Annotated in this window: 14 protein-coding genes; 7 read left to right on the forward strand and 7 right to left on the reverse strand. The window is 36.1% G+C overall.

Translation table 11 applies throughout. The features are described from left to right. Nucleotides 1-2: 2 nt before the first annotated feature. A complete protein-coding gene (gene minD, locus INT04_RS13120) occupies nucleotides 3-815 on the reverse strand; it encodes a septum site-determining protein MinD (protein WP_193016559.1) in 813 nt (270 codons plus the stop codon). A gap of 22 nt (nucleotides 816-837) precedes the next feature. After that, the gene (gene minC, locus INT04_RS13125) at nucleotides 838-1,539 is read right to left on the reverse strand and encodes a septum site-determining protein MinC (protein WP_193016560.1); all 702 of its coding nucleotides are present in this window, start codon (nucleotides 1,537-1,539) and stop codon (nucleotides 838-840) included. 133 nt (nucleotides 1,540-1,672) lie between these two features. Here minC and INT04_RS13130 point away from each other — a divergent pair, with 133 nt between their 5' ends. Genes INT04_RS13130 through INT04_RS13145 form a run of 4 tightly spaced genes read left to right on the forward strand, consistent with a single transcriptional unit; the run spans nucleotide 1,673 to nucleotide 4,298 of the window. Beyond that, entirely contained in the window at nucleotides 1,673-1,960 is a 288-nt protein-coding gene (locus tag INT04_RS13130) for a YcgL domain-containing protein (protein ID WP_193016561.1), read from the forward strand. Nucleotides 1,961-1,984: 24 nt separating this feature from the next. Further along, complete coding sequence (locus tag INT04_RS13135; protein WP_193016562.1) at nucleotides 1,985-3,112, forward strand: lytic transglycosylase domain-containing protein; 1,128 nt, start codon at nucleotides 1,985-1,987, stop codon at nucleotides 3,110-3,112. 49 nt (nucleotides 3,113-3,161) lie between these two features. After that, on the forward strand, nucleotides 3,162-3,818 hold the full coding sequence (locus INT04_RS13140; RefSeq protein ID WP_193016563.1) for a fumarylacetoacetate hydrolase family protein: 657 nt from the start codon (nucleotides 3,162-3,164) through the stop codon (nucleotides 3,816-3,818). Between the two features lie 36 nt (nucleotides 3,819-3,854). Then, the gene (locus INT04_RS13145; RefSeq protein WP_193016564.1) at nucleotides 3,855-4,298 is read left to right on the forward strand and encodes a YcgN family cysteine cluster protein; all 444 of its coding nucleotides are present in this window, start codon (nucleotides 3,855-3,857) and stop codon (nucleotides 4,296-4,298) included. A 61-nt stretch (nucleotides 4,299-4,359) separates the two neighbouring features. Here INT04_RS13145 and INT04_RS13150 read toward each other — a convergent pair whose 3' ends face one another. From INT04_RS13150 to INT04_RS19490, 5 genes are all read right to left on the reverse strand, one after another. After that, nucleotides 4,360-5,235, reverse strand: a complete 876-nt coding sequence (locus INT04_RS13150; protein WP_226944451.1) for a PhzF family phenazine biosynthesis protein — start codon at nucleotides 5,233-5,235, stop codon at nucleotides 4,360-4,362. Between the two features lie 131 nt (nucleotides 5,236-5,366). Continuing rightward, nucleotides 5,367-6,140, reverse strand: a complete 774-nt coding sequence (fetB, locus tag INT04_RS13155; protein ID WP_193016566.1) for an iron efflux ABC transporter permease subunit FetB — start codon at nucleotides 6,138-6,140, stop codon at nucleotides 5,367-5,369. A gap of 51 nt (nucleotides 6,141-6,191) precedes the next feature. Continuing rightward, the gene (gene fetA, locus INT04_RS13160) at nucleotides 6,192-6,842 is read right to left on the reverse strand and encodes an iron efflux ABC transporter ATP-binding subunit FetA (protein ID WP_193016567.1); all 651 of its coding nucleotides are present in this window, start codon (nucleotides 6,840-6,842) and stop codon (nucleotides 6,192-6,194) included. Nucleotides 6,843-7,043: 201 nt separating this feature from the next. Further along, complete coding sequence (locus INT04_RS13165; RefSeq protein WP_193016568.1) at nucleotides 7,044-7,964, reverse strand: acyl-CoA thioester hydrolase/BAAT C-terminal domain-containing protein; 921 nt, start codon at nucleotides 7,962-7,964, stop codon at nucleotides 7,044-7,046. A gap of 132 nt (nucleotides 7,965-8,096) precedes the next feature. Further along, nucleotides 8,097-9,011 (reverse strand): helix-turn-helix domain-containing protein, encoded by a 915-nt coding sequence (locus INT04_RS19490; RefSeq protein WP_193016569.1) that lies wholly within the window; start codon nucleotides 9,009-9,011, stop codon nucleotides 8,097-8,099. A gap of 90 nt (nucleotides 9,012-9,101) precedes the next feature. Between INT04_RS19490 and INT04_RS13175 the strand changes: the two genes are divergently transcribed. The 3 genes from INT04_RS13175 (at nucleotide 9,102) to INT04_RS13185 (ending at nucleotide 12,384) form a co-directional block, all read left to right on the forward strand. Beyond that, the gene (locus tag INT04_RS13175; RefSeq protein ID WP_193016570.1) at nucleotides 9,102-9,722 is read left to right on the forward strand and encodes a TetR family transcriptional regulator; all 621 of its coding nucleotides are present in this window, start codon (nucleotides 9,102-9,104) and stop codon (nucleotides 9,720-9,722) included. A gap of 66 nt (nucleotides 9,723-9,788) precedes the next feature. Continuing rightward, on the forward strand, nucleotides 9,789-10,265 hold the full coding sequence (locus tag INT04_RS13180; RefSeq protein ID WP_193016571.1) for an NUDIX hydrolase: 477 nt from the start codon (nucleotides 9,789-9,791) through the stop codon (nucleotides 10,263-10,265). 520 nt (nucleotides 10,266-10,785) lie between these two features. Beyond that, nucleotides 10,786-12,384 (forward strand): methyl-accepting chemotaxis protein, encoded by a 1,599-nt coding sequence (locus INT04_RS13185; RefSeq protein WP_193016572.1) that lies wholly within the window; start codon nucleotides 10,786-10,788, stop codon nucleotides 12,382-12,384. Nucleotides 12,385-12,399: the final 15 nt, after the last annotated feature.

Genomic DNA, 12,399 nt, shown 5'->3' on the forward strand with positions numbered 1-12,399 from the left:
TTTTACCCCCCAAAAAGGCGTTTCAGAAAGCCTTTTTTCTCTTCTTCAATAAAACGGAATGGATGTTCTTCACCTAACAAACGATTTACGGTATCTGAATAGGCTTTACCTGCATCAGATTCGCTATCTAAAATAACAGGTTCACCTTGGTTAGATGAACGTAAAACAGATTGATCTTCGGGAATAACACCCAAAAGTGGAATGCATAGAATTTCAAGGACATCTTCCATACTTAACATATCACCACGGCTTACACGGCCGGGATTATAACGTGTTAATAAAAGATGTTCTTTTATTGGGTCTTGACCACGTTCAGCTCGACGTGACTTAGAGGCAAGAATGCCTAAAATACGGTCGGAGTCACGTACAGATGAAACTTCAGGGTTTGTTGTGATAACTGCTTCATCTGCAAAATAAAGGGCCATTAATGCACCGCTTTCAATACCCGCAGGCGAATCACAAATAATAAAATCAAATCCCATTTGATCGAGTTCATCTAATACTTTCTCTACACCTTCACGGGTAAGAGCGTCTTTATCTCGTGTTTGTGATGCAGGGAGAATAAATAGATTTTCTGTGCGCTTATCTTTAATTAATGCTTGATTTAAAGAGGCATCGCCCTGAATAACGTTAACAAAATCATAAACAACTCTACGTTCACAACCCATGATAAGGTCTAAATTACGTAACCCAATATCAAAGTCGATAACAACCGTCTTATGACCTTTTTGAGCGAGGCCGGTAGAAATGGCCGCGCTGGAAGTTGTTTTACCAACCCCACCTTTACCTGACGTAACAACAATAATGCGTGCCATGGAGTGATTCCTTGTCGATGCTCTAAATTAAGTTCTCGATTGTTAATTCATTCTCTTGCAAACTAAGTTGTACAGGCTGACCAACAAAGTCTGTAGGAATTTGGTCGCTTAGCCAATATTGACCAGCAATGGAAACAAGTTCAGCAGACAGATGTGTACAAAAAATATGGCTTTCTTTATCACCCGATGCACCAGCAAGCACACGTCCACGTAACACACCGTAGATATGCACATTGCCATCAGCAATCAATTCAGCGCCAGCACTCACATTACTAATTACAACTAAATCGCTATTTTGAGCATAAATGCGCTGACCCGAACGTACAGGGGTATGGATGATTTTTGTTCTTTGGCGCACAACTGTCGGTGCTTCATCCGTTTTATCGGTATTTTCCTGAGCGGTTGGCTTAACTATTTTACCTTCATTTAAGATAGGTAACTGTGCGGCAATTATCGCTTCTTTCTGTTGCGCGTCTGAACTACCACTAATTCCCACGACTCGTAAGCCAGCATCTTCTACAATTCGCCTCAGTTTTTTAAAATCAATATTTTCATCTGCCAAGGCAGAGACATTGATAACTACAGGCGCATTTTTCAGAAATTGAGGCGCTTGTGCAATTTTTTCTGAAATCGCCTGACGAATAACCTTCGGTGTTCCATCATTTAAATGGAGTACTGAAAGGGTAAAATTACTGCCTTTTAACTCAATGGGCGTATTTGACATCTATCTGACTCAGTAAATTTTTTATAATCTGGCACAAAAAACCAGAGACGATATTACGAAAGTATATAAGCATGTTATATTTACTAAAATATTCAGGCAAGTCGCTTATTTTAATAATTAGAGTTTAATGAAAATGATTTGTGCAATTTACCGTAGTACCAAACGTGATCAAACTTATTTATACATCGAAAAAAAGGATGATTTCTCTCGAATTCCAGCCGAATTATTACAAAGTTTTGGCGAGCCTCAATTTGCAATGTTGCTAAACCTCGCGGATAGACAGCGTTTAGCGCATGCTGACATTGAAAAAGTCAAAAAAACGTTAGTTGAACAGGGTTTTTACTTACAAGTACCACCCCCTGTCGAAAGTCTGTTAAATGTTTATTTAGATGAATTAAAAAAATCAGAAAAAACTGAATAAATCATCGAGATAAAAGGAGCATAAATGTTCAAATATTCGTTCATCGCTGTGATTGTTTCTGGATTAATGTTATCTGCATGCACTAATAGCCAGCAAAAATTGGCGGAAAGACAAATTAAAGTCCCAGACTCAACCATACTTGAAACACAAAAAACGCCTCGATGGAAACAAGTGGATGTTTCATCATTAGAACAAGCCTTTCCTAAAGACACTCGTATCCCTGCACAATTTCCGGCATATGTTGATGCATTGAAATTGAAAGCCGCTCAATTAGGGTATAAGCAAGAAACAATAGATTTTGCTTTTTCAGAAGCACATTTTATTGAACGAGTGATTAAATCAGACCGAAATCAACCGGAAAAGAAAATCACACTTGATGTTTACCTTCCCCGTATTGTCACTAATGGACGCTTAAATCAAGGGGCTACGCTATATCAAGAAAATCAAGAAACCCTAACGAAAATTAGCAATAAATATGGTGTGCCAGCAAGCTATATTGTTGCTTTATGGGGACTCGAAAGTGGTTTTGGCAAAGTGCAGGGAAAAGAAGATGTTGTCTCTGCCCTTGCAACGTTAGCATTTGAAGGCCGCCGAGAAGAACTATTTTCACGTCAATTAATGGCAGCGCTTGAAATTATTGAAGAAGGATATTTACCTCAAGGACAACGCCTGAAAGGTTCTTGGGCAGGTGCGATGGGACAGACTCAGTTTATGCCTTCTTCTTTTCTCACTTACGCTGCAGATGGCAATGGTGACGGGAAAATCGACATTTGGAACACGCGTGAAGATGCTTTTGCTTCTGCGGCTAATTATCTCGCCACAGAAGGCTGGAAAAGTGGACTTCCTTGGGGAGAACAGGTTACTTTATCGGTAGATTTTAACCAGCAGCTTGAAGGTATTAAGGCCGAGCAACAAAAAACAGTGGCTCAATGGAAAGTATTAGGTGTTCAATTACCTGTAAATAGCGTATTGAGTGATGATATGCCTGTATGGCTAATAATCCCCGATGATGATTTGCACAGAAGCTATTTAGTGACACAGAACTTCCGCACGATAATGCATTGGAACAGTTCTTATTTCTTTGCCCTTAGCATTGTCACAATGGCTGATGGCGTTGCTAATAAAATAAATACACTGCCTAACGCGGGTTAGTCGCATTGCAGTGAAAAAAACACAGCAATTTACCTAAAAGGAACACATTATGTATCAACATCGTGATTGGGAAGGTGCATTACTTGATTTCCCTGTCAGTAAAGTCATTTGCGTTGGTAGTAACTATGCAAATCATATTAAAGAGATGGGATCTGTTCGCTCGGAAGAACCCGTCATTTTCATCAAACCAGAAACTGCTATGTGTGATATCCGTCAACCGATTGCTATTCCTAAAGATATGGGTGCGGTTCATCACGAAATCGAATTAGCCGTATTAATTGGTCAGCCACTTAAGCAAGCGAATGAAGATAGGGTTGATCGTGCAATTGCAGGTTTCGGTATTGGTCTTGATCTTACTTTACGTGATTTACAAGGTAAATTGAAAAAAGCAGGACAGCCGTGGGAAAAAAGTAAAGCGTTTGATGGCTCTGCACCATTATCCGGTTTTATTCCTGTTAATTCATTTGGTGACCCGCAAAACGCAGATTTAATGTTACGTGTTAATGACGAGATTCGTCAGCAGGGCAACAGTCGTGATATGCTTACCCCTGTTTTACCCCTTATCAGCTATATGTCTCGCTTTTTTACCCTACGTCCAGGTGATGTGATTTTAACGGGAACACCTGAAGGTGTGGGTCCTCTAGAATCTGGTGACATGTTGGTATTAAGTGTTAATGAGCATCAGCTGACAACGCGGGTTATTTAATTCGTATCAGATGAGCAATAAGGTAATAACGTAGAGATGACACAGGCTTTTTGGCAGACTAAAACACTAGATGAAATGAGTGATGATGAGTGGGAGTCACTCTGTGACGGGTGTGGGCAATGTTGTTTACACAAGTTAATGGATGATGATACTGACGAGATATATTTTACTAATGTCGCGTGTAATCAACTCAATATTAAAACCTGCCAATGCAGTAATTATGAAGATCGTTTTCGTTATGAGCCAGATTGTATCAAGCTTACAAGGCATAATTTACCAACATTTGAGTGGTTGCCAATGACATGTGCATATCGTTTGTTAGCAGAAGGCAAACCGTTGCAAAATTGGCATCCTCTTATTGCGGGTAATAAGGCTAAAATGCACCAAGGTAATATTTCTGTAAGGTATATTGCGGTGCCAGAAACGGAAGTTGAAGATTGGGAAGATCACATTCTTAATCGTCCAAAAGGACGTGGTTAATTAGAACCAAATTATTTTCCCTATCTAATCATTAAAAGCCCTTTTCAGGGCTTTTGTCTATTTAAAGCCTAATTACGTTGGTTCCGAACAGTGCTGCTTGTCCACCAACACTCACGCGGCTAATTTTTTGTGCGTGTGAATCAATAATCACTTCAAGTAACGATGAGCATCCCATTGCCCGCCCTTGTTCAAATAAGAAATGCGTTTCATTAGGAAAAACATAATTAACTAAATAGCAGCCTAATGCCCCGCTAGAGCTTCCTGTGGCAGATTCTTCATTTATGCCGTAAAGTGGCGCAAAGTTCCGGCAGTGAGCCGTAATAGTGGCCTCATGACTCAATTCAAACACGTGAAAACCAATAGTATTGAATTCACGACTTAGATTGGCAATCGCATCAAAGTTGGGTTGTAAAGTATCTAGCGAGCCTGATTGCACAGGAACAAGGATATCGTGTAAGCCTGTTGAAATAATCGTAATAGGCAAGCCAGTTTCTTCAATAACATTACGTTGTACACCAAGCGCTGTGGCAACATCATCAATGTTTGGGCCTTGTCGCATAATAGGGAGAGTTTGCTCCATAATAATACTTTGTGGGCTCACTGCGACGTTTAGAATACCCGCCTTTGTTTTTTGCGTGTAATTACCTGCGCTAATGATATTAAGTGAAGCCATAGTAAAAAAAACGGCTAATGTTGCGTGACCACAAAAATCGACTTCACCTTCTGAGGTGAAAAAATCCACTTTAAAATCAGTTTGCTCACCCGCATAAACAAAAGCTGTTTCAGAAAATCCCACTTGGCGTGCAATCTCTATTTTTTGTGTATCACTTAAATTAGGTGCGTTAAGAACGACGCCTGCAGGATTTCCACCCAAAGTATTTCGGGTAAAAGCGTTCACAAGGTGCACTGTTATTTCGTGTTTTGTATTGTTTTGCATCTTTGTTCTCATGTTTGGTTTTATTAATCACTGTAATAAAGTCATTATTTACGCAGGCATACTAATACTAATACTAATAATAAAAAGGTCACTAGAGACGTGACCTTTTTATTTGTCTATTTGATTAATTATTAATGACTATCAAAGTTAATCAGTTGATGACGTTGATTGAAAAATTTCTTATAGGTTAAATAGCAAGCAATAATTGTTGAAATACTTGCTGTCGCCATCAACATAAAAGTCACCATAATTTGATATTTAACCGCTTGTAGCGGGTCAACGCCAGCAAAAATAAGCCCTGACATCATACCTGGTAAACTCACTATACCGACCGTTTTTGCTGCATCAACTGTTGGAATTAATGAGGATTTAATACTATCTCTGATAATACTCATAGAAGCTAATTTAGGTGTAGCACCGAGACTTAACATCTCTTGTAGTTGCTGTTGCTGACTTTGAAAACGTTGCCCTAAATGATTATAACAAAGTCCTGTCGCTATCATTGCATTACCTGCAATCATTCCAGTTATAGGGATAATCTGAATAGGGGTAAATGCAATAGAGCTAGTGAGTAATAAAATCGTTAAGGTTAATAATGCCCCAGTTGTAATAGCGGTAAAAGAGATCAGAAAAATATCTTTAACATATTTACTGCGTTTTTTGGCATTATGCGCCGCGTTATAGCAGATAAATAGCACCATCAAGAAGGTGAGAATAAAATGGTCAACATGGAATATATAGGTTAAGACATAGCCAACGATTAAAAGTTGGATAATGGCTCTGGCGGTACTCCAAATAATATCTTTTTCTAAAGAAAGTTTTTCTTTACGGCTAATAAGAATGGCCACAAGAACTAATAAAAGAGAGAAAATAAGAGATTCATTACTTATCGTATGTTCGTTCATAATATTATGTTCGCTCATAACAAAGGGGTGACTGATAAAGAAATAAAAAATCTAAGCATCATGATGAGAGGGTAATTGGATCACATCATCAGCATGTTTGATTTCATTTTGATCGTGAGTGACCCATAAAACGGCTAGTTTTTGCTCTTTTACATAGTGGTGAATAATATCATTCACTTTTGTTTTATTATCTTCATCTAATGCGCTGGTTATCTCATCGAGTAATAAAATTTTTGGCATAAATTGTAAATTTCTTATTAATGAAATTCGTTGTTTTTCACCGCCCGAAAGCTCATTTATTCCTTTTTCCATAATAGATGATGGCAAGCCGAAATAATCTAAATCCTGTGTAAGTTTTTTATTATCCACAGAAACTTTTCGTAAGAAATAAGGAAATTTAAGATTGTCGTAAACGGTTTCACCAAACAGCATTGGTGTTTGTGTACAGTAAGACACTTGTTGGCGGTATTCTTCGGGTAAGAGCGTTAAATAATCTTTATTTTCAAAGAAAATGGAACCGCTGGTGGGTGATAAGAGAGACGAAATAAGTTTAAGTAAGGTGCTCTTACCACAGCCTGAGGGGCCTGTGATAAGTTTAAATTCAGAAGGTTGAAGTTGAACGTTGATATCATTAAGGATAGTTTTATTGTTGATTCGATAGCCTATATTATTAAGGCGTAAAAGTGCCGTTGTGTTTTCCATTCTTATCCCAAATTTAGAAGAGAGAATAACTATTATTATATAGAAATAACGATATAAAGATCCTGCTTTAAATCAGCTAGTAAGCTATTTTATTACCTTCTAAGTATAGGTGAATAAAAAAATGAATGAATAAAAAACCACCCTAATTTTAAGTAATAAAAATAAATTAGTTAAAATATTTATCTGTTTTTTATCAGTAAATTATTTTTCATTTCGAGTATACCACTGATGTATATCGCTGATTATTTGGTTTGTCAGGCGCTCACCTTGTTCATTATAAAATCCATGGTCTAATTTATCGTATGTTATAAATTTCACATTAGTCTGAGTAATGTTTTGACTTAGTTGGCGAAAAGAATCTACATTTACGTTCGTGTCATTGAGAGTTTGAATAATTAGAACGGGCGTGTGTTGATTGCTTTGAATGACTTTAAGTAAATCGACAGCAAAAAATTGTTGCCACCATATTTTACTGTGCTCGCTTATAAATTGTTCACCATCAATTTGGTTGTTTTTTATTGCATCAGCAAATTGCTGAAAACTATTTAGTGCATCTTCAACATGTTCTTTAGGCGTAGTATGGCGAATATTATAAAGTACATCATCAAGAAAAAAACGACCTCCACCATTTAATGCAATAGCCGCTTTAATATCATTGCGCTTAGCCACGACTAAATGCACCATTGTTGCACCTTCACTTCCACCAATTAAAATAATATTTGGATACTGTGAAGATAATTTATCTAAAACTACGCCATAATCTTCTGCTCTTTGAGAGGGATTATCATGAAGCATATAGCTTTTAGGGCAATCGGTACGTTCACCTTCATAGCGTGAATAAGGCAATTGGGCTGTAATTCCGTATTTTTCTACCATTAAAATATCACTGTTAGGCAGCCATTGACCAAACGTTTCTTGGATAAATGCGTTATTTTTAATGCTATTACAATCAGAACCTTGCATTAATACTAATAATATTTGATTTTTTTCAGCACGTTTATCTAAATAATAATGTATTTTACTTCCATCTTGGCGAGATAAGATATGCGTTGAAATATCAGCATAACTTGTGAAAGAAGACAATAAAAAAGTAGAAAGTAAAGCAAGGGATGAAATGCGCATGGTAACCTTATTAATTTTTATAGAGATACATAATAGGTGATTTAAATTAAGTATAACTTTTTAAATGAGTACAGTTTCTTATAAAAATAAAGGATAAAAAGCCTGAAATATTCAGGCTATCTAGTACAGTTATCAGTGAATTGGAACGAAATAATCTATTTCCAAGGTTCTTGGTAGTTCCATTAAATCGACGTCAGTTTCTATACTGATATATTTTTCAATATCAGCACCTAAACGGCGACATAACCCTAATGCAGGTAGTGTATAAAAATAGATTTTTATCGCAAATTGTTTATATTCTTCTAGTGTGCCTTTAAATTGAAATCTAACATAGCGCCCTGATTCTATTGTTTTCTTTCTAAAACCACTGGTTTTTGTAAAGTGATTTAAGCTATTCAAACCAATTTCATAGTCAATTTGGATTTTATTTTTGCGTAATGTATTTGGCTGATATGAAATAAGCACCGTACTTTCTGTAAAGTTTTTATCAGTATACAACAGAAAATCATTCCAGAATTGATGACGAATATCTTCATGTAATTTACCAATATCCTCGATAGAACAAAAATATTGGTACTGCATACCATAAACATAACTTTCTGGCAGTTCCATAATTTGAGGAATAGGTAAGTCTGTGACATCAAAATTAATCGGTGGTTGAAAGTTATCTCCACAAAGATTATCAAGCTTACGATATTCAGTGGGTGTGACGCCGAATGTTGCTTTAAAACGACGAGTGAAAGATTGTTGAGAATCAAACTGATAACGCAATGCCACTGTAAGAATAGGTAATTTAGTTAATCGTAATTCTGTCGCCGCTTTTGTTAAGCGTCGCCCACGAATATATGAAGCCAATGTTAAACCAGTTGCTTGCTTAAATACTCGCTGTAAATGCCATTTTGTATAACCCGATTTAATTGCAACATCATCAAGTAGCAACGGTTTTTCCAGATTTACCTCAATCCAGAGAAGAAGCTCTTTGATAATGTCTATATTAAATGCGGATAAGGTATTAGAGGGAGCAAACCCATTGTACGGAGATGACATGATAATTTCCTGAAAATATTTTGTTCAGTTTACACAAAACTGATACCCATATATTATTACATACTTATGGTATGTTTTAAGGGTTTTATCATGAAAATAAAATCACGGCAACAAGAGAATTCAGAGCAAACACGCACTGCACTACGTGAAGCTGCACAAGAACTATTTATAAATCAAAACTATTGTGATGTTTCTGTCGATGAAATATCACGTCATGCAAGAGTCACTAAAGGGGCGTTTTATCATCACTTTAGTAATAAGAAGGCATTGTTAAAAGAGTGCTATCTTTTTCAAGTTGATAAAGTAGTAGAAAAACTCATTAAAATTCCCCCTTATGATGATAAGTGGCAAGAACTTGAGGCTATTTTTAGTTTTTGCGTTGATCATATCTATCAACATAAAGATACGCTTATTCCGTTACAAGAAATTATTTCAGTGTTAGGTTGGAAGGAGTGGGATGAAATTGATGCACAAATTCTTATTCCTCGAATTAAAGCTTGTGTAGAGACTCTGTATTCTAAACAAGAAATTTGCACTTATTCTCCTGATATAGTCGTTAATTTAATTTATGGTTTTGTCACACATATTGCGATTAACTTAAAAAATGAAGCAACATTACCTGAAAATGCGTGTAAGGATTTTAAAACAATATTTTCTGATTTTTTAATGGGTATAAAACAAGCATCAATAAATGCAAAAGTGAGTATATAGCACAAAAAATATGACAACTTGATGTACATTGAAACCTAATGAGTAAGACATAAGGAGAATGATGTTATGACAATTGAAGTCCCTAAAAGCCATTTCACTGCAACAGGTATTGTATTTAATGAACAAGGAAAATTTCTTTTACATTTACACCCAAAAATAGGATGTTGGCTACCACCAGGTGGGCATATAGAAGAAAATGAAGAACCACAAAATGCGGTATTAAGGGAAATAGAAGAAGAAACAGGTCTATTGTGTGAGTGTCTTTGTTATCAACCTGAATTTAGCCTTAACCTAGCTAACAATGAAGTTATTGAGCTTGTAAAACCCCTCGCCATATTAAAAGAACCTATCCATGATAAAAAACAAGGATTTCATTATCACATCGATATGATTTATCTTTGTAAGCCGTTAAAAAACAGCCAATTAACAAATAAATCTTTCCAATGGTTTTCTTTAGATGAAATTAAAATAATAGAAACACCACTGAATGTGATAAGACTTATTGAACTAACCGAAGCATTACTAATAAAAGAAAATATTTAGGTTTCTTAATAAAACTAAATTAATCTTAATAAATGGATAAGAAGGGCAGTTTTAAGAAACTGTCTTGTTTTTATCGGAAATAAATGATTATCAATCTTTGGTTGGAATTAATATTGTAATTAAATAAATTAATGTTAATAGGTGTATATACTTAATAAAGCGATTAAATATAATTAAATGAAAAACTGTAAAAACTAAAAAATAATTAATAAATTATCTTTTTATGAGTAAAATCAGCATCACCGCAGGATATTATAGAGATAATTTACATCTATATAGATAAAACAATCGTTTATTTTGTAAATGAAAAATGCTTTTCACTGCGCTCTAAAGTTTTCCCTCATTATTACCGACATTATAAGCAAAGGCAGATCTTACTTGCTTTTATATTCTAATGAATAAATTTTAGCCTTATTTTTATTGACACCAGGGGATCTACTCTTTGCTAGTGAAAGAGTGCATTTCGATATCTTACAAATGTGCAGATAAAAAATTCTGTATATTTTGATGGAATATGACCATGTTTAAAAATATCAGTATAGAAAAGACCGTTAAGGTCATGCTGGCCATTTTATTTGCGTTGATTATGAGTATTATCTATTTTAGTTATGATGCTTCCAGTCGCTCTTATAATAATTTCGTTTCATCAAATAGCCTAAGCCAGCAAATGCTACTTATGGGCAAAGCTCGATATCAAATGGCCGTGATCAGGGCAAATATTAATGGTTTAGATGGGCAACTGAGGGTGAACGAAAAACCATCTGCAAAATATTTTCATCAAACAGCCGAATACATTGAAATTACACGTGAAGAAATTCACCGCTGGGCAGACGCTGAAAAGCTGACGATGGAAGGGCGTGAATTGGCAGATGATATGACAAAACGCTTTGATGAATTACTTGATATCTTTACTGGTGCACTAGAAAGATTACGCCGAGGTGAACTCACAACACATTCTGCCAGTGTGAAAATGGATGAGTTAAACGACATTACCATGCAATATTATGCTGTTGCGAATGGTATCGAAAATAGCTATATCGATATTGCTAAAATATCTCAAGAACGTTTGATGATAGTGTCAATTACGACGGGTATTATCGTTATCCTGTTATTTATCTTTATATTACGTTGGTTCTCTCATACGTTTATTGGCAATATCAAGATACTCATCAATATCTTTAGTAAGATGAGTCAAGGTGATTTAAGCATGCGAGTAGAAGATCACGGTAATAATGAGTTTGGTCAATTATTCAATGAAATGAATAAGATGAAAAATTCATTAAGCCATATGATTTCTTCTGTTAAAAATGCGGTTAATACTATCAGCGTAAGTGCTAGTGAGATTGCGACAGGAAATACAGATTTATCGTCTCGAACGGAAGAGCAAGCCAGTGCACTGCAAGAAACGGTAGCTAGCATGGAACAAATTAAAACAACCGTTGAGAAAAATGCGGATAACTCTCGTGAAGCAAGCAAATTAGCACTAACAGCAACAGCATCTGCTCAAAACGGCGAAAATGTGATGGATAGCGTGGTAGAAACCATGTCTTCAATCTCTGAAAGCGCGAAGAAAATTGCAGACATCAATGACATTATTAACAGCATCGCCAATCAAACGAATATTCTGTCATTGAATGCGGCAGTTGAAGCGGCAAGAGCAGGTGAGCAAGGTAGAGGATTTACTGTTGTGGCATCTGAAGTGCGCAGTTTAGCGAGTCGTAGTGCGGAAGCTGCGAAAGAGATCAATGATTTGATCACACACTCTGTTAATAAAGTACATGTTGGCTCTCAGCAAGTGGCTCAAGCGGGTCGTTCGATGTCAGAGATCGTTACAACTATTAATCAAGTAAATGATTTTATGCAACAGATCGCCCTGGCTTCTAATGAACAGAGTATGGGGATTAATCAAATCGCATTAGCTGTTAGTGAAATGGATACCGTAACCCAGCAAAATGCGGCATTGGTTGAAGAATCAGCCACAATTACAGCCAATATGGATGATGAAGCACACCAATTAGCTAAATTAGTGTCACAATTTAAAGTGGATGAAGATAAAGACGTTTTTTCACGCTTTGATGGAATAAAAGGCACAGAAGATACCGATATGCAAGCGAAGTAAGCATCACTTATCTTA

It is taken from the genome of Proteus sp. FME41, assembly GCF_014897315.1.
In the GTDB taxonomy this organism is placed as follows: Bacteria; Pseudomonadota; Gammaproteobacteria; order Enterobacterales; family Enterobacteriaceae; genus Proteus.

What these genes read in the sequence shown, in the direction of transcription:
- INT04_RS13145 (WP_193016564.1), top strand. Translation starts at nt 3,855, where the DNA reads ATGACACAGGCTTTTTGGCAGACTAAAACACTAGATGAAATGAGTGAT.
- minD (WP_193016559.1), bottom strand. Translation starts at nt 815, where the DNA reads ATGGCACGCATTATTGTTGTTACGTCAGGTAAAGGTGGGGTTGGTAAA.
- INT04_RS13175 (WP_193016570.1), top strand. Translation starts at nt 9,102, where the DNA reads ATGAAAATAAAATCACGGCAACAAGAGAATTCAGAGCAAACACGCACT.
- INT04_RS13135 (WP_193016562.1), top strand. Translation starts at nt 1,985, where the DNA reads ATGTTCAAATATTCGTTCATCGCTGTGATTGTTTCTGGATTAATGTTA.
- INT04_RS13150 (WP_226944451.1), bottom strand. Translation starts at nt 5,235, where the DNA reads ATGCAAAACAATACAAAACACGAAATAACAGTGCACCTTGTGAACGCT.
- fetB (WP_193016566.1), bottom strand. Translation starts at nt 6,140, where the DNA reads ATGAACGAACATACGATAAGTAATGAATCTCTTATTTTCTCTCTTTTA.
- INT04_RS13185 (WP_193016572.1), top strand. Translation starts at nt 10,786, where the DNA reads ATGTTTAAAAATATCAGTATAGAAAAGACCGTTAAGGTCATGCTGGCC.
- INT04_RS13140 (WP_193016563.1), top strand. Translation starts at nt 3,162, where the DNA reads ATGTATCAACATCGTGATTGGGAAGGTGCATTACTTGATTTCCCTGTC.
- INT04_RS13130 (WP_193016561.1), top strand. Translation starts at nt 1,673, where the DNA reads ATGATTTGTGCAATTTACCGTAGTACCAAACGTGATCAAACTTATTTA.
- minC (WP_193016560.1), bottom strand. Translation starts at nt 1,539, where the DNA reads ATGTCAAATACGCCCATTGAGTTAAAAGGCAGTAATTTTACCCTTTCA.
- INT04_RS13180 (WP_193016571.1), top strand. Translation starts at nt 9,789, where the DNA reads ATGACAATTGAAGTCCCTAAAAGCCATTTCACTGCAACAGGTATTGTA.
- fetA (WP_193016567.1), bottom strand. Translation starts at nt 6,842, where the DNA reads ATGGAAAACACAACGGCACTTTTACGCCTTAATAATATAGGCTATCGA.
- INT04_RS13165 (WP_193016568.1), bottom strand. Translation starts at nt 7,964, where the DNA reads ATGCGCATTTCATCCCTTGCTTTACTTTCTACTTTTTTATTGTCTTCT.
- INT04_RS19490 (WP_193016569.1), bottom strand. Translation starts at nt 9,011, where the DNA reads ATGTCATCTCCGTACAATGGGTTTGCTCCCTCTAATACCTTATCCGCA.